Below are 20,900 nucleotides of genomic sequence, written 5' to 3' on the forward strand. Positions count from 1 at the left end.
GCCGTTTATTTTACGCTATTCCTGCGGGAAAAGGCCGGGAAAATACGTTATATATCATAATATATAGCGAAAAACCTTACTGGTAACGACGGAATAATAGCGCTAACATTTGCCCATCACGATTTGCCGATGTCCGGCAAGTCACACTTAAGCCCTGACACCTGGGTCCTTTGGGATATGGTGTCCTGGCCGCAACCTCTGAGTTGCCAGGGTGCAGAAAGAAATGACTGCATCTCCCTATCTGGAAAGGTGTCACAGGTGCCACAATTTACTGATAACTTCGCGCGCAGGTTCTACTACCTGCGTCTGTCGATTACTGACGTGTGCAATTTCCGCTGCACATACTGCCTGCCTGACGGCTATAAACCCCAGGGCGCGCAGAACAAAAGCTTCCTTTCACTGGATGAGATCCGTCGTGTCACTCGTGCCTTTGCGGCAGCGGGAACGGAAAAAGTGCGCCTCACCGGCGGCGAGCCCTCAATGCGACGTGATTTCACCGATATCATCGCGGCCGTCCGCGACAACCCCTCGATTCGCCAGATAGCCCTTACCACCAATGGTTACCGCCTGCAGCGGGATATCGGCAAGTGGCGGGCCGCCGGCCTGACGGCGCTGAACGTCAGTGTCGACAGCCTTGACGCGCGTCAGTTTCATGCCATTACCGGGCAGAATAAATTTGATGAGGTGATGCGCGGTATCGATGCGGCTTTTGATGCCGGTTTCAGTCAGGTGAAAGTCAATACCGTGCTGATGCGGGATGTTAATCACCATAGTCTTGATACGTTCCTTGCCTGGGTGCGCGACCGTCCTGTCCAGCTGCGCTTTATTGAGCTGATGGAAACCGGCGATGGCGGATCGCTGTTTCGTCGTCACCATGTCTCCGGCCAGGTGATCCGCGACCAGCTGCTGCGCCAGGGCTGGGTGCAGCAGCAGCGCGCGCGCAGCGATGGCCCCGCGCAGGTGTTTCGTCATGCCGATTATCAGGGTGAAATTGGCCTGATCATGCCCTATGAAAAAGATTTTTGCGCCAGCTGTAACCGCCTTCGTGTCTCTGCCACCGGTCAACTGCATCTCTGCCTGTTTGGTGACGGCGGCGTGCCACTGCGCGATCTTCTGGCTGATGACAGTCAGCAGGCGGAGCTGCAGGCGCGGATTGCCGGCAGCCTGACGACCAAAAAAGAGACGCACTTTCTGCATCAGGGTCATACCGGTATTACCCAAAACCTTTCATTTATCGGCGGTTAAGCTAAGGAGTTTTTATGGGCAAAGGTACAACGGATTTTCTCCCTCTTAACGTTGCGGTGTTAACTGTCTCCGATCGCCATACCGCTGAAACTGACAGCTCCGGTGACTACCTGCGCGAAGCGCTGACGGAAGCGGGGCACCACGCGGTGGATCGGGCCATTGTCGCTGATAACCGTTACCGCATCCGTGCCGTGGTGTCCCGCTGGATAGCCAGTAGTGACGTTCAGGTGGTGCTGATTAATGGCGGCACCGGGTTTAACGAAAAAAACTGTACGCCGGAAGCGCTGCTGCCGCTGTTCGACCGAGAAATAGAGGGGTTTGGCGAGCTGTTCCGCATGATCTCCTACGAAGATATCGGCACGTCAACCCTGCAGTCCCGTGCAGTGGCGGGCCTGGCAAATGAAACGCTGATTTTTGCCATGCCAGGCTCCACCGGGGGCTGCCAGCTGGCCTGGGAGCGCATCATCCAGGACCAGTTGGATGCCCGTACCCGCCCCTGTCATTTTGTCTCGCACGTGAAGAAATTATAAATGTCTAAATTAACGCATATTAATGCTGCCGGAGAGGCGCATATGGTGGATGTTTCCGCCAAACAGGATACCGTGCGCGAAGCACGGGCAGAGGCTTTTGTGGTGATGCACCCTGACACGCTGCAGATGATCATCGACGGCAGCCATCACAAAGGGGATGTGTTTGCCACTGCCCGGATCGCCGGTATCCAGGCCGCTAAACGTACCTGGGAGCTGATCCCGCTGTGCCATCCATTGATGCTGAGTAAGGTGGAAGTGTCCCTGAGCGCCGAGCCGGAACACCAGCGTGTACGGATCGTCTCACTCTGTCGTCTGACCGGGAAAACGGGCGTGGAGATGGAAGCGCTGACGGCTGCCTCGGTGGCGGCGCTGACCATCTACGATATGTGCAAAGCCGTGCAGAAAGATATCACCATCGAACAGTGCCGCCTGCTGAGTAAAAGTGGTGGAAAATCCGGCGATTTCGAGGCGGTGCACCATGATTAATGTGCTGTTTTTTGCCCAGGTGCGTGAGCTGGTTGGCACCGATCATCTGACAATACCTGCGAACTATCCAGATGTGGAAGCGCTGCGCAACCACCTGGCGCAGCAGGGGGAGCGCTGGGCGCTGGCGCTGGAGTCGGGTAAGCTGCTCGCCGCAGTTAATCAGACGCTGGTATGCCTGCAGCATCCGCTTCAGGCCGGGGATGAAGTCGCCTTCTTCCCGCCGGTCACGGGAGGCTGATATGGACGAGCAGACCCGTATTCGCGTGGGCTGTGCCCCCTTCAGCATGAGCGACGAGTATCAGTGGCTGGCCGCCTCTGACCTTGACGGTGCGGTGGTGACCTTTACCGGTAAGGTGCGCAATCATAATCTGGGCGATAACGTCCGTGCGCTGAGGCTGGAGCACTATCCGGGCATGACCGAAAAAGCGCTGGCGGAGATTGTTGATGAAGCGCGTCAGCGCTGGCCGGTGCAGCGCATGACGGTGGTTCACCGCATTGGCGAGCTTTTTCCCGGGGATGAAATTGTCCTGGTCGGGGTCAGCGGCGCACATCGCGGCGCTGCATTCAGTGCGGCGGAATTTATTATGGATCAGTTAAAGACGCGCGCGCCGTTCTGGAAACAGGAAGCGACGCCCGAAGGCGACCGCTGGGTTGACTCGCGCGACAGCGATCGCCAGGCTGCGGATCGCTGGAAATAACGCCCCTTTCAATTTTCGCAGGCTTAAGGAGCGACATGCGCTTTTTCTTCAGACCGGCTCTTCTGCCGCTGGCGCTGCTGGCGCTGGCGGGCTGCAGCAATAAGACCTCAGAGACGGCCGCCACCGCACGACCGGCCGATGTTAAAGCCCGGATATCCCGCCTGCTGCCCTCCGGCGTCAACGATCGTGAAGGCTGGGCGCGTGATATCTACGTCGCCTTTAACAGCCAGGCTATTTCCCCTGATGCCAGCAATCTGTGTGCGGTGATTGCGGTGACCGCACAGGAGTCCAACTTCAGCGCAGACGCCACGGTGCCGGGCCTGCCCAGGATAGCCTGGGCCGAAATTGACCGCCGCGCCGCGCAGCTGCATATCCCGTCGTTCCTGGTGCGCACCGCGCTGATGATCAACTCGCCGAATGGTAAGAGCTATGCGTACCGGCTGGATCACGTCAAAAGTGAGAAAGAGCTGAGCGCAGTATTTGATGACTTCATTGATATGGTGCCGATGGGTCAGAAGCTGTTTGGCAATCTGAATCCGATCCATACTGGCGGGCCGATGCAGGTCAGCATCGCGTTTGCCGAGGCTAATGCCAAAGGCTACCCGTACCAGGTTGAAGGATCCCTGCGGCGTGAAGTGTTTTCCCGCCGGGGTGGCCTGTGGTTTGGCACCCGACATCTGCTCGGCTATCCGACGAACTATCCCTCGCCGTTGTATCGTTTTGCTGACTTCAATGCCGGCTGGTATGCCAGCCGCAATGCAGCATTTCAGGCGGCCGTTTCGCGCCTGAGCGGCATTAAGCTGGCGCTGGACGGTGACCTGATTAACTACGGATCGGACAGCGCAGGTTCGACTGAAAAGGCCGTGCGCACGATCAGGCAGCTGGATTACAGCGACCGGGCGATCCGCCGCGCATTGGAGAAAGGGGAGAGTATCGACTTCGAGAAAACCGATCTGTGGCAGTCTGTTTTTGCCCTGGCCGATGAAGATGCCGGGAAAAAGCTGCCGCGAGCAGTGCTACCGGGGATCAAGCTGGAAAGTCCGAAGATTACGCGCAACCTGACCACCGCATGGTTTGCCCAACGCGTGAACAGCCGCTATCAGAGTTGTCTGCAGCGTAATTAATCACGCTGACCAGAATATGCCCGGCCCCAGCAGTCAGGCTGGGATGCTGGGGCTGACCTTATGTCGGGTCAGCCCTGATCATGCAGAAGCTCTATACCGTTTGCAGTTTGAAAATCTGTACTGTCTGCGCCAGCGTCTTCGCCTGATCTTCCAGCGATGCAGCAGCAGCAGACATCTGCTGCACCAGCGCGGAGTTCTGCTGGGTGGCACCATCCATCTGGTTCACCGCCACGGTGACCTGGCCAATACCCTGTGACTGCTCATCGGAAGCATGAACAATCTCACCGATAATGGTTTTCACTGAATTCACCGCCTGCGTCATCTCCTGCATGGTCTTACCGGCACTCTGCACCAGCGTGACGCCGTGATCGACACGCTGGGTGGATTCACTGATCAACGCTGAAATATCTTTTACCGCACTGGCGCTGCGCTGGGCCAGATTGCGGACTTCTGCCGCAACCACGGCAAACCCACGGCCCTGTTCCCCGGCACGGGCAGCTTCTACGGCGGCGTTCAGCGCCAGAATATTGGTCTGAAATGCAATGCTGTTAATGATGCTGGTGATAGCGCCGATCTTCTGCGAACTTTCATCGATCTGCTGCATGATCTGCACCACTTGTGACACCAGCTGTTCACCGCGCTGGGCAATGTCGGTGGCATTTTCGGTCAGCGCGGTGGCCTGATGGGCGTTATCGGCATTGTGTTTAACCGTGGCCGTCAGCTGTTCCATACTGGCTGCGGTCTCTTCCAGCGCGGCCGCCTGCTGTTCAGTGCGGGAGGCCAGATCAAGGTTGCCGCTGGCAATCTCTTCTGCACCCTGACGAACCGAGTCGCTGGCCGAGATAATTTCACCGACCATATTGCGCAGCTGATGCTGCATGGTGTGCATGGCAAAGAAAATACTCTGCTGATCATTGTGCTTCACCGGAATACTGGCGCTCAGGTCACCTTCGGCCACGGCCAGCGCGATATCGGCAGCCTGGCGCGGTTCGCCGCCAATCGGCTTGGCCACTTTACGGCTGAAGATCAGGCCCAGTACACCGCAGACGACGATAATACTGACCACCATCATGATCAGCGCATACATCAGCTGGCGGTTAGCGGCGGCCATCACCAGATCCACCGGGGCAACGATACTGAGATACCAGGAGGTCTGGCTGTTGCCGATGGTGATCGGACGCCAGGTCTGCAGTACCTCTTCTCCCAGTACCGGATCGAAGCGCTGGATCATTTTGCTGCTGAATCCGTCGGTCTCGCCTTTGTACTGCTTACCGGCATCCTCTTTCACCGGGCTGGAGACGACTTTCCCGCCGGTGGAAATCAGCATTGCGTAGCCGCTGCCTTCCCAGGGTTTGATTTTACTGACGCGCTGTTGCAGCGAGGCCAGTGAGATATCGGAGGTGGTCACTGCTTTAAGCTTTCCGTCATCAATAATCACCGCAGAGACGGAGGTCAGCAGGGTAGGAACACCGTTATAGGCATAGCTGTAGGGTTCGGCCAGCGTGTCACGTTCAAGTTTGCGCGGCACCAGGTAGTAATCCCCCTGGCCCGGCGTCAGGAAAGAACCCATTAAGTGGGCTTTGTAATTACCGGCCTGATCACGGTCAACGAAACGGGCAAAGCGTCCTGCAGGCGGTGAACCCGGCTGGCTGGCGAACTCGGCATCACGGCCGTCAAAGGCATCCGGTTCAAAGACCACGGACATAGACAGGTAGTCAGGGTTCAGTTTCAGGGAGTAGATCATCTGCTGCTCTGCGGCGGCACGGTCAGTGATGCCGGAAGCGCGAAGGGCCACCAGGCTTTGTCCCATCGAGGTGGCAACGGTGCGCGCATAGTCCAGCTCATTCTGCACAGCCAGCGCCTGGCTCTGGGCAATCTGCCCGAGATAATCTTCCGCCAGCTTCCTCTGCTGCTGGCTCGACTGCCAGCTGAGCAGGCCGATGGTTATACTGAAACCGAGGGTGATCGTCAGCACCCCGGTCAGCAGCATCAGCGTACGGGTACTCATTTTCTTTTTTGGAACCGACTGACTTTGCATCTGACTTCCCCCGATAGAACAATAATGTGATCGCTTTGTGACTTCCTGTAACAAAATCTTCCCTGTGAGCGATCTATCGGCAACAAATGCACAATCTTTATCCACCGTGGATTTATTTCTTCGCATCTTCAATGGGCAGGCAACATGTGAAAAAAGAGGGCTGCATTAGGCTGGCGCTGGCAGGGGACTCTGTGCCAGACTTGCAAAGATATCACCGTTTTTTTCATTCACCTTTTAAGGGGAGCATCATGGACCGATATCCACGTCCAAGTGATTCAATCGTGCAGCGTGCCAGCACCGGCCTGTCTGTTTATATGGCGCAGGTTTACGGCTGGATGACCTGTGGTCTGCTGCTGACGGCCTTTGTTTCCTGGTTTGCGGCCAATACGCCGCAGGTGATGGAACTGGTCTTTGCCAATCGCATCACCTTCTTTGGTCTGATCATTGTGCAACTGGGGCTGGTTTTCGTCCTGTCGGGGATGGTGCATAAGCTCAGCGGGGCCGTGGCCACCGGGTTGTTTATGCTCTACTCGGCGCTGACCGGGTTGACGATGGCCAGTATTTTCCTGGTTTACACCTATTCATCCATTGCCAGCACCTTCCTGGTGACCGGCGGCATGTTCGGGGCGATGAGCCTGTGGGGTTACACCACCAAACGTGACCTGAGCGGCATGGGCAGCATGCTGTTTATGGCGCTGATTGGGATTGTGTTGGCTTCGCTGGTTAATATCTGGCTGAAAAGTACCGCGCTGATGTGGGCAGTGACCTATATCGGGGTGGTGGTGTTTGTAGGTCTGACGGCTTATGACACCCAGAAGCTGAAAAACATTGGTGAGGGGATTGACGTTGAGGACAAAGAAAATCTGCGTCGCTTCTCGATTATGGGGGCGCTGACGCTGTACCTTGACTTCATTAACCTGTTCCTGATGCTGCTGCGTATTTTCGGTAACCGTCGTTAACGAAGCAGGGGGCCGGAACACGGCCCCCTGTATTCGTGCGGCCAGGGGCGACCTTCATTTCCGGGTCGCCCCTTTTTTATGCCAGATTTTTTGCCCGTAGTGACTTCGCCCGGCTTTCCAGCCACAGGTACAGCACCAGTGCCAGCAGGAGAGGGGCAATAAAATAGAGCACGCGATAGGCCAGTAGTGCCGCAATGATCGCCCCGTGCGAAATGGGCTCCCCCTGTAACAGGGCAAGGAACACCGCTTCCAGCACGCCAATCCCGGCAGGGATATGAATAATCACGCCTGCGATACTGCTGATCAGCAGCACCCCCAGCACCTGAGGGAAGTCGACTTTCTGCATCAGCAGCAGCCAGATGATGGCCCCCATCACCAGCCAGTTAGCGCTGGATACGGCAAACTGAATCAGCGCCATACGCAGCGACGGCAGCGCAAGTTTCTGCCCTTTGATGGTCCAGTGACGGCGTCGGGAAAACGCACACAGCGCCAGATAAACCACAACAAAGGCCAGCAGGGCGATGCCCGTAATACGTAAGGTGCCTGCGCCAATAAACCAGCCACCGGGCACGCTGACCATCCCTGCGCTGAAGACCACGCCGGCGACCAGCACATACCCCAGCCAGTTAGTGGCAATACTCAGTGAAAAGATGCGGGTGATCGTGCTGCCCTCCAGCCCCAGCCGGGAGTAAAGGCGATAGCGCATCGCCACGCCGCCCACCCAGGTACTGAGCGTCAGATTGAAGGCGTAGCAGATGAAGGACACCAGCATCACCTGGCGTTTTTCCAGTTTGTGCCCGCAGTAGGCGCGGCCAATCAGGTCATACAGGCCATAGGTCAGGTAGCTGACCACCACCAGCGCCACCGATCCAAAAATAGCCACGCGGTTGTAATTGATCACCACGTCCCATACGTCGCCCCAGTTCACCTGGCGCGCATAGACCACCAGCAGCACAATGACGGCGAGGAAGAACAATCCGGTCAGGACTTTGCGAGTGCGTTTCCACAGTAAAGAAGAGTTGGCCATCAGGATTTTGCCTCGCCGTTTTCGGTTTCAATACGATCCTGGGTTTCCATCTCCGGCTGAACCGGGGTCGGCACCTGGGTAAGCCTCGGCGTGTGCGCAGGCAGCCACCCGGCGATGGCCGGGAAGTGGCGCAGGAAATGGAACACCACAATATTTTTGCTTAACTGCCACCAGTTCCGCTTCGGAAGCTGGCTTTCCAGGACTCGCTGGCAGTCTGCAGACAGCAGGCCTTCCAGGTTGTCGCGTATCTGCTGATTGAAATCACGATCGTGGATGATCAGATTGGCCTCCAGATTCAGCGACAGGCTCAGGGGGTCAAGATTACTGGAGCCGACAGTCGACCACTGCGCATCCTGTACCGCAATTTTGGCATGCAGGGGACGGCGGCAGTATTCATAAACCTCCACCCCGCCTTCGACCAGGTAGTTGTACAACAGCTCCGCCCCCACTTTGACAATCGGCATGTCCGGCTTACCCTGCACGATAAGCCGCACGCGTACGCCACGGCGAGCGGCCTGACGCATCTCGCGCAGCAGGCGGTAGCCGGGGAAGAAGTAGGCGTTGGCGATGATCACGTCCCGCTTCGCCGTTTTCAGCATTTCGATGTAGTGCTGTTCGATATCGTCACGGTGTTGATCGTTATCGCGCCAGACCAGCAGCGCCTGCGCATCGCCCGGCTTGTTATTTCGCGCCGGACGGTGTGAACGGTGATCCCACCAGTGCCGCAGTTTTTGCTCACTGCCCATCTGCTGCTGCACGTACTGGGCGAGGTCATCGACGATGGGGCCCTTCACTTCCACCGCATAGTCCTGCTTGGCCTCCGGGCCATAGCTGGCATTGTGCTCGGCGGAGTAGTTAATCCCGCCGACAAAGGCTATCACGCCGTCGATGACCACAATTTTGCGATGCAGACGACGAAAGAGGTTGGTGCGCATCCCCATCAGCGGGGGGCGCGGGTCGTAATAGATAAACCGTACGCCCCGCGTCGTCAGACTGTGAACAAAGTCGTCCGGCAGGTCTGGTGAACCGTAGCCGTCCACCATCATTTCAATTTTTACCCCGCGCTCTGCGGCAGCCAGCAGCTCTGCATGAAGCGCCTGGCCGACGTCATCATTAAACAGGATAAACGTTTCCAGCAGCAGACTGTGCTCTGCACGACGGATTGCGCCGAACACCCGGGGGAAGAACTCTTCGCCATTTTCCAGCAGTTTGATGTGGTTGCCTTCACGCCATTCCATATTCATAAGTGGATCTCCACGGCAAGCGGCGCATGGTCGGACAGGTGCGACCAGGGCCGTAACGGAATGGTTTGCGGGTGACTGATCCCCGCGTTACGGACATAAATGCGGTCAAGACGCAGCAGCGGAAAGCGGGCAGGGAAGGTGCGCGCCGGGCGGCCATTTTTACGGCTGAACACCTCTTCCATTCCGGCTTCGCGCTTGAGGATCGCATTAGCCTTTTGTCGCCAGTCATTAAAATCACCTGCAATCACCACGGGGGCATCTTTCGGCAGCGCGTTAACCAGCTGGCACATTTTTTTCAGCTGCTGCTGGCGATGGGCTTCGCGCAGGCCAAGATGCACGCAGAAAATATGCAGTATGACTGCAGAGTCTGGCACCTGTATCTGGCAGTGTAAAATCCCGCGTTTTTCCGTACCCTCAACCGAGATATCCCGGTTGTGATAATCGACGATCGGCAGGCGTGACAGCACAGCATTCCCGTGATGTCCCTCCGGATAGACTGCGTTACGTCCATAGGCAAAATCTTCCCACATGGTATCTGCCAGAAATTCGTAATGGGGGGTTTCAGGCCAGTTTTCCACCTTCAGTTCGTGCAGAGCATGACTACCCATCACCTCCTGCAACAGCACAATATCCGCACCGGTGGCCCGCACCGCATCGCGCAGTTCAGGCAGAATAAAGCGGCGGTTGAAGGCGTTGAAACCCATATGTGTGTTTATCGTCAGGACTTTAAATGAAAATCCTTGCGTTTTTTGTGACATACTAATGACACTACCTTCAGAATTAATGAAGGATAAAGTGTAGTCTTTGTCACAAAAGTGTGGCGAGATATGCGTTAATTTGCAGCATATTCCGAAAACTACGTTAGTCTGAGGAAAGTTGTTACTGACACCGGTCAGTAACCCGCTTGGGCATCCTCTGTTGAAGATGCCGGGAGAAAAGCATGAAATGGTCTAATCGTATTCAGATTGTCACTGGACAAACCTGCGTACATATCGCACTGCACCTGCTGCTGATCGCCGCGCTGGTGTGGGGGTGGAAACATCAGGCCCTGCTGCAGGTCAGCATGATTTTACTGGCGATGTATGCCAGCGTATTTGCCGCGATGTTACTGACCCAGCGTATGCCGCGCCTGCGGCGTATTGGCGATTTCCTGGAAGACGTGACCACCACGTACTATTTTGGTGCCGCGATGCTGGTGCTGCTGGTGTTGTCACGGGTTGTCCATAACAACCTGCTGCTGTGTGTGGCGGGTGTCGTGATGCTGGCAGGTCCTGCGCTGGTGTCACTGCTGGTGAAAGAGCGGACGCAGCCAAGCCAGCGTCCACGCTAAACCTTCAACGGGCCACTTCGGTGGCCCGTTCGTTTATTCATTCTCTCCCTGTGGTTTCAGCCACAGCGTCATGATTAGCAACACCACCACGCCTGCCGCCATCACGCTAAACGCCTGCTGTAAATCGCCCAGCATCTGGCGGATCACGCCTGCCAGCAGCGGCATCAGGCTGGCAATCATATAGCCTCCCCCCTGGACAAACCCCATCAGTTTTCCCGCCTGCTGCGGCGTCTCAGCCTGATCGAGAGTCACAATCAGCGACAGCGGAAACAGTGCGCCGATGCCCAGCCCCAGCAGGAGTATCGCCAGCAGCGCCAGAGTGGAAGGGGCCAGCATCAGGCAAATCAGTCCGGCCAGCAGCAGCCCGAGAACCGGCAGTAACAGGCGCCGGCGGTCGTGAAAGCGTGGGATCAGCGTCGCCACCAGCAGTCCGGCAACCACCTCGGTCAGCGTCAGTCCGGCCAGCAGATAGCCGCTGTGCTGGGGTGACCAGCCCTGCTGCACGAAGAACGGCGGCAGCCAGGCCAGCACCAGCGTATAGGCCCCGGTGCCAATACCGAAGTAAAACATCAGCAGCCAGGCGCGCCGGTGGAGCGGGGCCGGGGCCGTCGTGGTCTGACGCGGAGCACTTGTCTGCCCGCAGCAATACCACATTACCGCTGCCAACAGGGCAGGAAGCCCCCACAGAGCGAGGGTACTCTGCCAGCTAATCGCCAGCGCCAGCGGGGCTGCGCTGGCCGCCGCCAGTGCGGCCCCGCCCATGATCGCGGTAGTGTACAGCCCCATCAGACGGCTGCTGTGCTGCGGATAATGCTGCTTGATCCAGCCGGGCAGCAGGGCCTGCACCAGCGCAATACCGATGCCTGCCAGCAGGGCAGTGGCAATCAGTCCGGCGGGCTGCCACCAGATGCCGCGCAGCGCGCAGGCACCGGCAATAATCACAGCCCCCAGCAGCACGCCGCGAAAGGTTCCCGGCCAGCGCTGTAAATAGCTGCCCGCCAGCGCGCACAGCCCCATGGCCATCACCGGCAGCATACTGAGTAAACCGGCCGCGCTGCTGGTTAACAGTGTGTCCTGCTGGATGGCCGCAAGCAGCGGGCCGGGCAGGGCGAGCACTGGCCGCAGATTCAGTCCCAACAACAACAGGGCGAGCAGGGGAAGTAACAGCCTCATGGACAATCCTTTTATGACAAAATGTGTCTTTATGTTAATTCGTTGTGCATAGCGGCAAGTGATCCTTTGTGTGTTGTTACAGCCTGTAGCGCATTTTCGGATAACCCGATAAGAATAACTCCCTGTGTTGCTGGCGGATCTGTTATAATCCCGAGCTTCCGCACCGTGGTTTGTGCTCTCATTCAAGCGTCAGGCGTAATCCTGGCGTCAACTCTCCCCCTGGAAACTACACCGCTATGCGGTCAGGGCGGATCCGGAGTCAGTCAACTTTATGTCATTTGATTCTCTCGGCCTTAATGCCGATATTTTGCGCGCTGTTGCAGAACAGGGCTACAACGAGCCGACGCCAATCCAGCGTCAGGCCATTCCGGTCGTACTGGCAGGCCGCGACCTGATGGCCAGCGCTCAGACCGGTACCGGTAAAACGGCAGGCTTTACTCTGCCACTGCTGCAGCTGTTAAGCAGCAACAACCCGCACCCGAAGGGCCGTCGCCCGGTGCGCGCACTGATTTTGACCCCGACCCGCGAACTGGCGGCTCAGGTGGGCGAAAACGTGCAGGAATACAGTAAGTATCTGGATATGCGTTCGCTGGTCGTCTTTGGTGGCGTCAGCATCAACCCGCAGATGATGAAGCTGCGTGGCGGTGTGGATGTACTGGTCGCGACCCCGGGTCGCCTGCTGGATCTTGAGCACCAGAATGCACTCGACCTGTCACAGGTTGAAATCCTGGTCCTTGATGAAGCCGACCGTATGCTGGATATGGGCTTCATCCACGATATCCGTCGCGTGCTGGCAAAACTGCCGGCTAAGCGTCAGAACCTGCTGTTCTCCGCCACTTTCTCTGATGAGATCAAAATCCTGGCGGAAAAACTGCTGCACAACCCGGAGCAGGTTTCCGTGGCCCGCCGCAACACCGCTTCTGAGCAGGTGACGCAGCATGTGCATATGGTGGATAAAAAGCGTAAGCGTGAGCTGTTATCCTTCCTGATTGGTCGTGATAACTGGCAGCAGGTGCTGGTCTTTACCCGCACCAAACACGGCGCTAACCATCTGGCCGAACAGCTGAACAAAGACGGCATTACTGCCGCAGCGATCCACGGTAATAAGAGCCAGGGTGCACGTACCCGCGCACTGAGCGACTTTAAAGAAGGCAAAATTCGTGTGCTGGTGGCGACCGATATCGCCGCCCGTGGTATCGACATTGAAGAATTGCCACACGTGGTTAACTACGAGCTGCCAAACGTACCGGAAGACTATGTTCACCGTATCGGGCGTACCGGTCGTGCGGCGGCGGTAGGTGAAGCGCTGTCGCTGGTCTGTGTCGATGAGCTGAAGCTGCTGCGTGATATCGAGCGTGTGCTGAAGCGTGAAATCCCACGTATGGCGATTGAAGGCTATGAGCCCGACCCGAGCATCAAAGCGGAACCGATCGTTAACGGTCGCCAGCAGCAGCGTGGCGGTGCCGGTGGCGGCGGTGGACGCGGTCGCGGCGCACCAGGCCAGCGTAGCAACAGCAGCGGCGATCGCAGCGCCAGCGGCAACCGTAGCGGTAACGGCGGTGGCGGCAACAGCGGCGAACGTCGTCAGGGCAATGCCAACGGCAGCAGCACCGGTGCCGCACGCGGTGCCCGTCCTGAAGGCGGCAACGCTGGCGCACCGCGCGTCAACAAAACCCGTCCGCGCCGTTCTACGCCAAGTAACAACGGCTAATTGATCGGGGGGAGGCGCCCGCCTCCCCCTGTTTTTCACTCTCCACAGGTTTACCATGCGCGTATTACTTGCCCCGATGGAAGGCGTTCTCGATTCGCTGGTGCGTGAACTGCTGACCGACGTTAACGACTACGACCTCTGTATTACCGAATTTCTGCGGGTGGTGGATGCACTCCTGCCGGTGAAATGTTTTCAGCGTCTCTGCCCCGAACTTGATCATGACAGCCGCACGCCGTCAGGTACCCGCGTGCGTATCCAGCTGCTGGGTCAGTATCCGCAGTGGCTGGCGGAGAATGCTGCCCGTGCCGTGGAGCTTGGCTCCTGGGGCGTAGATCTCAACTGTGGCTGTCCGTCGAAAACCGTTAACGGCAGCGGCGGCGGTGCCACGCTGTTAAAAGACCCCGAACTGATTTATCAGGGCGCGAAGGCCATGCGTGCGGCGGTGCCTGCTCACCTGCCGGTGACGGTGAAAATTCGTCTGGGCTGGGATTCTGGCGCACGTCAGTTTGAAATTGCCGATGCGGTGCAGCAGGCCGGCGCGACAGAGCTCGCCGTACACGGCCGTACGAAAGCGGACGGCTACCGTGCGGAGGCCATCAACTGGGCGGCGATAGGCGATATTCGTCAGCGGCTGTCCATTCCGGTGATCGCCAACGGCGAGATCTGGGACTGGCAGAGCGCACAGGACTGCATGGCGGCGACGGGCTGTGACGCGGTGATGATCGGACGCGGGGCACTCAATGTGCCTAACCTCAGCCGGGTAATTAAATATAACGAAGCGCGAATGCCGTGGCCGCAGGTGGTGCAACTGCTGCAAAAATACGTCAGGCTTGAGAAGCAGGGCGATACCGGTCTGTACCATATGGCGCGCATCAAACAGTGGCTGGGGTATCTGCGTAAAGAGTACAGCGAAGCGACCGATCTGTTTATGCAGGTCAGGATGCAGCAAACCTCGGCAGAGATTGCGCAGGTGATTAGCGCAATCGAGGGGCAGGGTTGACCTGATTGCCCGGTCAACCCACCTGGCGCATCACTGCGCGACATAGCCTCCGTCCACCAGAAGCGCCGCGCCGCTAACAAATGACGCGTCGTTGCTGAACAGAAACGCGACCACGCTGGCCACTTCTTCCGGCCGGCCAAAGCGACCAATAGCATGCCGTTTCTGCAGGATCTTTTTTTCCTCTGCGCTCTGATTCTCCAGCAGCGGCGTGTCAATATAGCCGGGACACACCGCATTGATGCGGATCCCGTGCGCCGCGTAGTCGCTGGACAAGGTTTTGGTCAGCAGCCGGACGCCTCCTTTTGCCGCACTGTAAGCGGTCAGTCCGTGTCTGCCTACCCAGCTGTGAATCGAACCACAGTTGACGATGATCCCCGTTTGCTGCTGCCCCAGCCAGTAACGGATAGCCGCCTGGTTCAGCAGAAAGACGCCGGTCAGATTCACATCAATGGTTTTTTGCCAGTGTTCCACCGCCAGACGATCTGCCGGGGCGTCGATGTCGATGCCGGCATTAGCAAACACCAGATCCAGCCGGTGAAAGTGGGCCACTGTCTTTTCGATCAGTTGCACATTGTGCGCCGGGTCGGTGACGTCGGTATGAACAAACAGCACGCTGTATCCCTGCCCGGTCAGCTGATGAGCGAAGGCCTGGCCCGCTTTGTCATTGAGGTCGGCAATCACTACGCTGGCACCTTCATTGGCAAGGCGGGTGACGGTTGCGGCACCAATACCGCTGGCCCCGCCGGTGACAATAGCAACCTTATTATGAAATCTCATGGTGGGTTCTCCCTGTGTGATGACCTCATCACACTAATCAGAATCCTCTCCCGCCGTTTGGCATCGACTGCGTAAGGTATTTTTCTGTAGGAAGACCATCACTTTTCAAGCCGCTGCGACCTGTAAAAAGGGGCAACCGTGCGTTGCCCCGCCAGGGTTAATAGACTTCCGGCACGATCATCTCGTTGGGTACCGGGGCGCGGTGATAGTCCTCGCTGCGTTCGCGTACGGGCAGGGTAATCGGTTTTATTTCACTGTCCTCATACGGCACCTGGCGCAGTAAATGACTGATGCAGTTCAGACGGGCCTTTTTCTTGTCCACGCCCTGAACCACCCACCATGGCGCTTCGTCAATGTGGGTGCGCGACAGCATCACCTCTTTGGCCTCGGTGTACTCTTCCCAGCGGCGGCGGCTCTCCAGATCCATCGGACTGAGTTTCCACTGCTTAAGCGGGTCGTGAATGCGGCTGAGAAAACGCAGCTCCTGCTCTTCGTCGGTGATGGAAAACCAGTATTTGACGATCTGAATGCCGCTGCGCGTCAGCATTCTTTCAAACTCCGGCACGCTGCGGAAAAATTCTTCCACCTCCTGCTCGTTGCAGAAACCCATCACCCGTTCCACCCCCGCGCGGTTGTACCAGCTGCGGTCGAACAGCACCATTTCACCCGCCGCCGGCAGATGAGCAATATAGCGCTGGAAGTACCACTGGGTACGCTCGCGATCGTTCGGGGCGGGCAGGGCGGCAACGCGACAGGTGCGCGGATTCAGGCGCTGGGTGATGCGTTTTATCACCCCGCCTTTGCCTGCGGCATCGCGGCCTTCAAAGATAATGACCATGCGGTGACCGGTGCGCATCACCCAGTCCTGCATTTTCACCAGCTCGCCCTGCAGCCGCAGCAGTTCGCGGAAATAGTGCTTACGCCAGGCTTTTTCGTCCGGCTCCATTTTCTCTTCACTGCCGAAGCGCAGGTCGTCCAGCTCCATTTCCAGCTCTTCATCGTAGCTGTCGTAAAAATCCTGCAGTAAGCGGTGGTGAAAGGTCTCAGATGAGAAATCGTTACCTTGCATAGCCATACATCATCTCCCGGTTAGAAATGGGTAAACAGCCAGTACAGGCTGGCCGAAAGTAAAATGGAAACGGGCAGGGTCAGTATCCAGGCCATCATCAGGTTGCGCAGCGTGGACATCTGCAGGCCGGATCGGTTAGCCGCCATCGTCCCCGCCACGCCGGAGGAGAGGACATGCGTGGTCGAAACCGGCAGACCAAAGATATCGGCCGCGCCAATGGTGGTCATCGCCACCAGTTCTGCACTGGCCCCCTGTGCATAGGTCAGGTGAGTCTTACCAATTTTTTCACCGACAGTGGTGACAATACGCCGCCAGCCGACCATGGTGCCGAGCCCGAGGGCTATCGCCACCACCACCTTCACCCACCACGGGATGTAGCGGGTGGCATTGTCCAGCTCGCCCCTGAACGCATCCAGGTTGTGTCGGGTCTGCTCAGGGATTTGCACCTTTTCGTCGCTTTTAAGATGCTTAATGGCTTCTGAGGTCAGGTACATATCATTACGGGTATTGGATACTGCCTGCGCCGGGATCTTATCCACCGCGCCGTACTGGCGAATTTGCTGGCCGATGCGGCCGGTTAAATCTGCCAGTGCCGGGAGCACGGCGGGAACGAGGGTCCCGGTGCGCACATATTCCGTCAGCACCTCACGCGGGGAAATACTGGAAGTCTGATCCGGCGTCAGCGCGCGCAGCTCCTGCTGCGTGACCGTTGCCAGTGCAGCCACCTGAGGAATGTGGTCTGCCGGAATCGACCGGTTCAGGGCGTAAGCGATCGGCATCGTGCCGACCAGGATCAGCATAATCAAGCCCATGCCTTTCTGCCCGTCGTTTGAACCATGGGCAAAGGAGACCCCGGTGCAGGTGAGGATCAGCAGCCCGCGGATCCAGCCCGGGGGCGGTTTGTTACCCTCAGGTGCCGTGTACAGCGCCCGATTTTTAAGCACTTTTTTCATTAACAGCAGCAGCGCGGCGGCACAGACAAAACCGATAACCGGCGACAGAACCAGCGCATAGCCGACTTTCAGCGCCTGGCCCCAGTCCACACCGCTGGTGCCGGTACGACCATGGATCAGGGCGTTCGCCACCCCCACGCCGATGATCGACCCGATTAACGTATGCGATGATGAGGCGGGCAGACCGAACCACCAGGTCCCCAGATTCCAGATAATCGCGGAAAAGAGCAGGGCGTAGACCATGGCAAAACCGCCCCCGGTTCCGGCCTGCAGGATCAGCTCCACCGGGAGCAGGGAAATAATGCCGAAGGCGACCACGCCGCTGGAGAGCAGCACGCCAAGAAAGTTGAAGAAACCGGACCACACCACCGCCAGTCCCGGGGGCATCGAGTGGGTATAAATCACGGTAGCCACAGCGTTGGCGGTATCGTGAAAGCCGTTGACGAACTCAAAGCCGAGCGCGATCAGCAGCGCCATACCCAGTAACAAAAAAGGCACATAGCTGGTAAAGGTTGCGCCGGAGTCGCTGACATCGTTAAACAGATTGACCCCGGCAAAGGCGATACCGAGGATTAACAGCAGCAGAAAAATGATCACCGAACGACGGCTGGTTTCAGGATAAACGGGGCGGGCGGGCTGGCCTCGTTGCAGGGCGGCATTATCACTCATATAACCTCACTGGCATCGGCTAAGCGGCAGAAGTCGGACAGGGGATAACCACACTCGGTGATACGCAGGTTATGTGACAGAACAATGACGTCGTTGCGGGATATTTTTAAACGCGGTGCGGCTGGTAACAAAACGGTCATCAGGCTGCGGCAGGATAGGAGCATCGCGATAACGTGCTCATACCGGAAAAAACGATGACGCAACACCTGCCGTTACTCCGGCAAAAACCTGACTTTAGTGACGATGTGTCGGGCCTGATTTACGGCTACCGTTTTACCGATGGTCTGGCACCGGAAAGCCTGACGGTACAGCAGTCCTGTGAAGCGTGGAGCGGAGGCCCAGAGGAGGGCAGTTTTCTCTGGCTGCACGTCAATCTTAACCACGCGGCGGCGGCACGCTGGCTGAAAACGCATTTCGACGTGGATGATGATTTTTTTGATGAGATCCAGCAGGGGTCGCACAGTACCCGCATTGAACCGCAGAACGATGCCCTGATGGCGGTGCTGAATGATGTGGCCTTTAACGCCCGTGAAACCAGCGATGAAAGCGCCACGCTGTGGATCTGGTGTCGCGACGGGCTGGTGGTGAGCGCCCGTTTTAAGCCGCTGCGCCTGGTTGAGCGGCTTGTTGCCAAGCTGGATACGTTGGGGCTGCGCTCCTCCACCGGCCTGCTGACCCAGCTGCTGGCGGAACAGGAAGAGGTGCTGGCGCTGATAGTGCGGCAGTCTAACCAGTACGTGGATCAGATAGAAGAGCGGCTGCTCGGGCAGCATATTAAAAGTAACCGCAGTGAGCTCGGGCGTCTGCGCCGCACGCTGCTGCGCTTTCAGCGCCTGCTGGCACCCGAACCGGCGGCGCTGTTTCGTCTGATTAACCGGCCGCCCGGCTGGCTTCATCAGCATGTTGTCCAGGAACTGCGCCAGTTCACCGAGGAGTTTACCGTGGTGCTGAACGATCTTAACGGGCTGACGGAACGTATACGCCTGCTGCAGGAAGAGATTGCTGCCCAACAGCTGGAGCAGAGCAACCGTACCCTGTTTACCCTGACGCTGATCACCGTGCTGGCGCTACCCATTAACCTCGTTGCCGGCTTCTTTGGCATGAACGTAGGGGGCGTGCCGCTGGCAACGAATCCGCACGGATTTTTACTGCTGGTGGTGTTAGTGACAATTTTTACCGCTGTCGCTGCCTGGCTGGTACTGCGTCGTCGCGACAGGGAGTAAAAAAACGGGGAAAGGTTTATCACCTCCCCCGGGTGGAATACTGGTGAGTGGCAACTTAGCCAGTAAACAGTAGTGAAAACAATGGATATTTTCTAAGACCTATTTGTTGTCGAGAGCGTTAGCAAGAGAGTGCTAACACGAGGACAAGGGTAGTCCAATGCGTCCGGTTTTGAGAAGCATTTAATGCTGTGTTATTTGGATAACTTGCCCGATATCGCGTGTTATCGGTTTCGATAAATAGCATTAATAATAAAATTTCATTATTTTGGCAGATATTATGCTTGTCATCTTTTTCTGAAAGACAGCGCATTACGGTAATAAAAAACCCCTGCACCGTGAGGGGCAGGGGTTGAGCAATCGACAGCAGGAGATCAGGATTTCGGCGTGCTGTAAATCGGGCCGGGTTGCGTCAGTGTCGGTGCGTTCTGCGCTGAGGTCTCTGCCCCGGCAGGCGCAGCGGCTGGTGCCGCAGGCGTCGCAGTGTCCGTATTTTCCGGGGCGGCCGGCGTGACAGGCGCAGCGGCATCGCCACTTTCTGGCGTAGCCGGAGCGGCAGGGGTTTCTGCAGGCAGCGCATCTGCCTGCTCAGGCACAACCACCGGAGCAGCAGGCTGGTTGTCAGTACCATTCACCTTCACCGGCATACCAGAACGGGATTTCAACGCGTCTTCCATGGCCGTGGTGTTCACGCTGGCATCAGAAACCACTTTATTGACGGCAGAAGTCAATGTCAGCGGCACCGGCTCGCGTGAAGCAAACTGCTCTTCGGTCTGCGACAGCGGATTATGAATCTCCACGTAGCGTGAGCCGTCTGGCTCTACCGAGGCTTTCACCGGCTGGTCAATAAACTGCACGCGCGTTCCCACCGGCACGTTATCGAACAGCCATTTGATGTCATCCGCACGCAGGCGGACGCAGCCGTGACTCACACGCAGGCCGATACCGAAGTTGGCATTGGTACCATGAATGGCATACAGGCGACCGATATACAGGGCATAAAGACCCATCGGGTTATCCGGGCCAGCCGGGAACACCGCCGGCATGGATTCGCCGCGTGCCGCGTACTCTTCATGCATTTTTTTGGTTGGCGTCCAGGTCGGGCCATCTTTTTTACGCTGAACCGTCGTCGTCCAGTTCACCGGCGTATCTCTCCCCAGCTCACCGATGCCGATGGGCAGAACCACAACGGTTTTGGTGCCTTTCGGATAGTAATACAGACGCATCTCCGCGCTGTTGATCACGATACCTTCGCGCGGGGCGTCGGGCAGGATCAACTGCTGAGGGATGATCAGTTTACTGCCGGCTTTGGGCAGATAGACGTCAACGCCAGGGTTAGCTTCCATCACGTTGCTCAGACCCATCTGGTACTGAGCCGCGAATGCTTCCAGAGGAAGTTTGCTATCCTGCGGGATGGTAATTTCCAGATTTTCCCCAATCAGGCGACTGTTCGCGGCCGGAAGCGGGTAAACCACAGCGAAGGCAGAGTGGCTGAAAGCCGCTGCCGCCAGAATCAGGGTGACGAACGCACGAATGTTCTTTTTCATAGTAATTTCAGGTGTAGCGCCATGTAGACTGTTGATAAACGACCCAATACTGGCCAACTGTGACCGGCTGCACATTATATGTGCATAATGGTCCCAGAAG

General features: G+C 57.4%; 20 protein-coding genes and 1 riboswitch. Of the genes, 11 read left to right on the forward strand and 9 right to left on the reverse strand.

Annotated elements, in window-relative coordinates; all coding sequences use genetic code 11:
• Positions 1-132 precede the first annotated feature (132 nt).
• Positions 133-268: riboswitch (molybdenum cofactor riboswitch) on the forward strand.
• The 6 genes from moaA (at position 259) to EPE01S_RS14695 (ending at position 4,083) form a co-directional block, all read left to right on the forward strand.
• Positions 259-1,245, forward strand: coding sequence for a GTP 3',8-cyclase MoaA (gene moaA / locus EPE01S_RS14670; RefSeq protein ID WP_062746735.1), 987 nt, complete (start codon positions 259-261; stop codon positions 1,243-1,245). (Overlaps the previous riboswitch by 10 nt.)
• A gap of 14 nt (positions 1,246-1,259) precedes the next feature.
• Positions 1,260-1,775 (forward strand): molybdenum cofactor biosynthesis protein B, encoded by a 516-nt coding sequence (gene moaB, locus EPE01S_RS14675; protein ID WP_062746469.1) that lies wholly within the window; start codon positions 1,260-1,262, stop codon positions 1,773-1,775.
• A complete protein-coding gene (gene moaC / locus EPE01S_RS14680; protein ID WP_062746471.1) occupies positions 1,776-2,261 on the forward strand; it encodes a cyclic pyranopterin monophosphate synthase MoaC in 486 nt (161 codons plus the stop codon).
• Positions 2,254-2,499 (forward strand): molybdopterin synthase sulfur carrier subunit, encoded by a 246-nt coding sequence (gene moaD / locus EPE01S_RS14685; protein WP_062746474.1) that lies wholly within the window; start codon positions 2,254-2,256, stop codon positions 2,497-2,499. The genes moaC and moaD overlap by 8 nt, the downstream gene beginning before the upstream one ends.
• 1 nt (position 2,500) lies before the next feature.
• The gene (gene moaE / locus EPE01S_RS14690; RefSeq protein ID WP_062746476.1) at positions 2,501-2,959 is read left to right on the forward strand and encodes a molybdopterin synthase catalytic subunit MoaE; all 459 of its coding nucleotides are present in this window, start codon (positions 2,501-2,503) and stop codon (positions 2,957-2,959) included.
• A gap of 35 nt (positions 2,960-2,994) precedes the next feature.
• The gene (locus EPE01S_RS14695) at positions 2,995-4,083 is read left to right on the forward strand and encodes a DUF1615 domain-containing protein (protein ID WP_062746478.1); all 1,089 of its coding nucleotides are present in this window, start codon (positions 2,995-2,997) and stop codon (positions 4,081-4,083) included.
• A gap of 91 nt (positions 4,084-4,174) precedes the next feature.
• Here EPE01S_RS14695 and EPE01S_RS14700 read toward each other — a convergent pair whose 3' ends face one another.
• Positions 4,175-6,121: a methyl-accepting chemotaxis protein gene (locus tag EPE01S_RS14700; protein ID WP_062746481.1), complete on the reverse strand. Its 1,947-nt coding sequence runs from the start codon at positions 6,119-6,121 to the stop codon at positions 4,175-4,177.
• A gap of 248 nt (positions 6,122-6,369) precedes the next feature.
• Between EPE01S_RS14700 and EPE01S_RS14705 the strand changes: the two genes are divergently transcribed.
• Positions 6,370-7,080 (forward strand): Bax inhibitor-1/YccA family protein, encoded by a 711-nt coding sequence (locus tag EPE01S_RS14705; protein WP_062746483.1) that lies wholly within the window; start codon positions 6,370-6,372, stop codon positions 7,078-7,080.
• 76 nt (positions 7,081-7,156) lie between these two features.
• On the opposite strand, the gene EPE01S_RS14710 is transcribed toward EPE01S_RS14705, so the two are convergent.
• Genes EPE01S_RS14710 through EPE01S_RS14720 form a run of 3 tightly spaced genes read right to left on the reverse strand, consistent with a single transcriptional unit; the run spans position 7,157 to position 10,109 of the window.
• On the reverse strand, positions 7,157-8,107 hold the full coding sequence (locus EPE01S_RS14710; RefSeq protein ID WP_062746485.1) for a lysylphosphatidylglycerol synthase domain-containing protein: 951 nt from the start codon (positions 8,105-8,107) through the stop codon (positions 7,157-7,159).
• The gene (gene clsB / locus EPE01S_RS14715; RefSeq protein ID WP_062746487.1) at positions 8,107-9,351 is read right to left on the reverse strand and encodes a cardiolipin synthase ClsB; all 1,245 of its coding nucleotides are present in this window, start codon (positions 9,349-9,351) and stop codon (positions 8,107-8,109) included. Before clsB ends, EPE01S_RS14710 begins: the two co-directional genes overlap by 1 nt.
• Positions 9,348-10,109: an endonuclease/exonuclease/phosphatase family protein gene (locus tag EPE01S_RS14720; RefSeq protein WP_062746490.1), complete on the reverse strand. Its 762-nt coding sequence runs from the start codon at positions 10,107-10,109 to the stop codon at positions 9,348-9,350. Before EPE01S_RS14720 ends, clsB begins: the two co-directional genes overlap by 4 nt.
• Before the next feature lie 182 nt (positions 10,110-10,291).
• On the opposite strand from EPE01S_RS14720, the gene EPE01S_RS14725 reads away from it, so the two are divergent.
• Positions 10,292-10,681, forward strand: a complete 390-nt coding sequence (locus tag EPE01S_RS14725; RefSeq protein WP_062746492.1) for a YbhQ family protein — start codon at positions 10,292-10,294, stop codon at positions 10,679-10,681.
• 33 nt (positions 10,682-10,714) lie between these two features.
• Here the strand turns inward: EPE01S_RS14725 and EPE01S_RS14730 are convergent, their stop codons facing one another.
• A complete protein-coding gene (locus EPE01S_RS14730) occupies positions 10,715-11,854 on the reverse strand; it encodes an MFS transporter (protein ID WP_062746494.1) in 1,140 nt (379 codons plus the stop codon).
• Positions 11,855-12,125: 271 nt separating this feature from the next.
• Here EPE01S_RS14730 and rhlE point away from each other — a divergent pair, with 271 nt between their 5' ends.
• On the forward strand, positions 12,126-13,565 hold the full coding sequence (gene rhlE / locus EPE01S_RS14735) for an ATP-dependent RNA helicase RhlE (protein ID WP_062746496.1): 1,440 nt from the start codon (positions 12,126-12,128) through the stop codon (positions 13,563-13,565).
• 55 nt (positions 13,566-13,620) lie between these two features.
• Positions 13,621-14,565, forward strand: a complete 945-nt coding sequence (gene dusC / locus EPE01S_RS14740; RefSeq protein ID WP_062746498.1) for a tRNA dihydrouridine(16) synthase DusC — start codon at positions 13,621-13,623, stop codon at positions 14,563-14,565.
• A 30-nt stretch (positions 14,566-14,595) separates the two neighbouring features.
• Here dusC and EPE01S_RS14745 read toward each other — a convergent pair whose 3' ends face one another.
• The 3 genes from EPE01S_RS14745 to EPE01S_RS14755 form a co-directional block, all read right to left on the reverse strand.
• The gene (locus EPE01S_RS14745) at positions 14,596-15,342 is read right to left on the reverse strand and encodes an SDR family NAD(P)-dependent oxidoreductase (protein ID WP_062746500.1); all 747 of its coding nucleotides are present in this window, start codon (positions 15,340-15,342) and stop codon (positions 14,596-14,598) included.
• Positions 15,343-15,499: 157 nt separating this feature from the next.
• Positions 15,500-16,417, reverse strand: coding sequence for a polyphosphate kinase 2 (ppk2, locus tag EPE01S_RS14750; protein ID WP_062746503.1), 918 nt, complete (start codon positions 16,415-16,417; stop codon positions 15,500-15,502).
• A gap of 14 nt (positions 16,418-16,431) precedes the next feature.
• Complete coding sequence (locus EPE01S_RS14755) at positions 16,432-18,033, reverse strand: inorganic phosphate transporter (protein WP_062746505.1); 1,602 nt, start codon at positions 18,031-18,033, stop codon at positions 16,432-16,434.
• Between the two features lie 194 nt (positions 18,034-18,227).
• Between EPE01S_RS14755 and EPE01S_RS14765 the strand changes: the two genes are divergently transcribed.
• Positions 18,228-19,256 (forward strand): CorA family divalent cation transporter, encoded by a 1,029-nt coding sequence (locus tag EPE01S_RS14765; protein ID WP_062746510.1) that lies wholly within the window; start codon positions 18,228-18,230, stop codon positions 19,254-19,256.
• Between the two features lie 371 nt (positions 19,257-19,627).
• Here the strand turns inward: EPE01S_RS14765 and EPE01S_RS14770 are convergent, their stop codons facing one another.
• Positions 19,628-20,800 (reverse strand): L,D-transpeptidase family protein, encoded by a 1,173-nt coding sequence (locus tag EPE01S_RS14770; RefSeq protein ID WP_062746513.1) that lies wholly within the window; start codon positions 20,798-20,800, stop codon positions 19,628-19,630.
• Positions 20,801-20,900 lie beyond the last annotated feature (100 nt).

Source organism: Erwinia persicina NBRC 102418, assembly GCF_001571305.1.
In the GTDB taxonomy this organism is placed as follows: Bacteria; Pseudomonadota; Gammaproteobacteria; order Enterobacterales; family Enterobacteriaceae; genus Erwinia; species Erwinia persicina.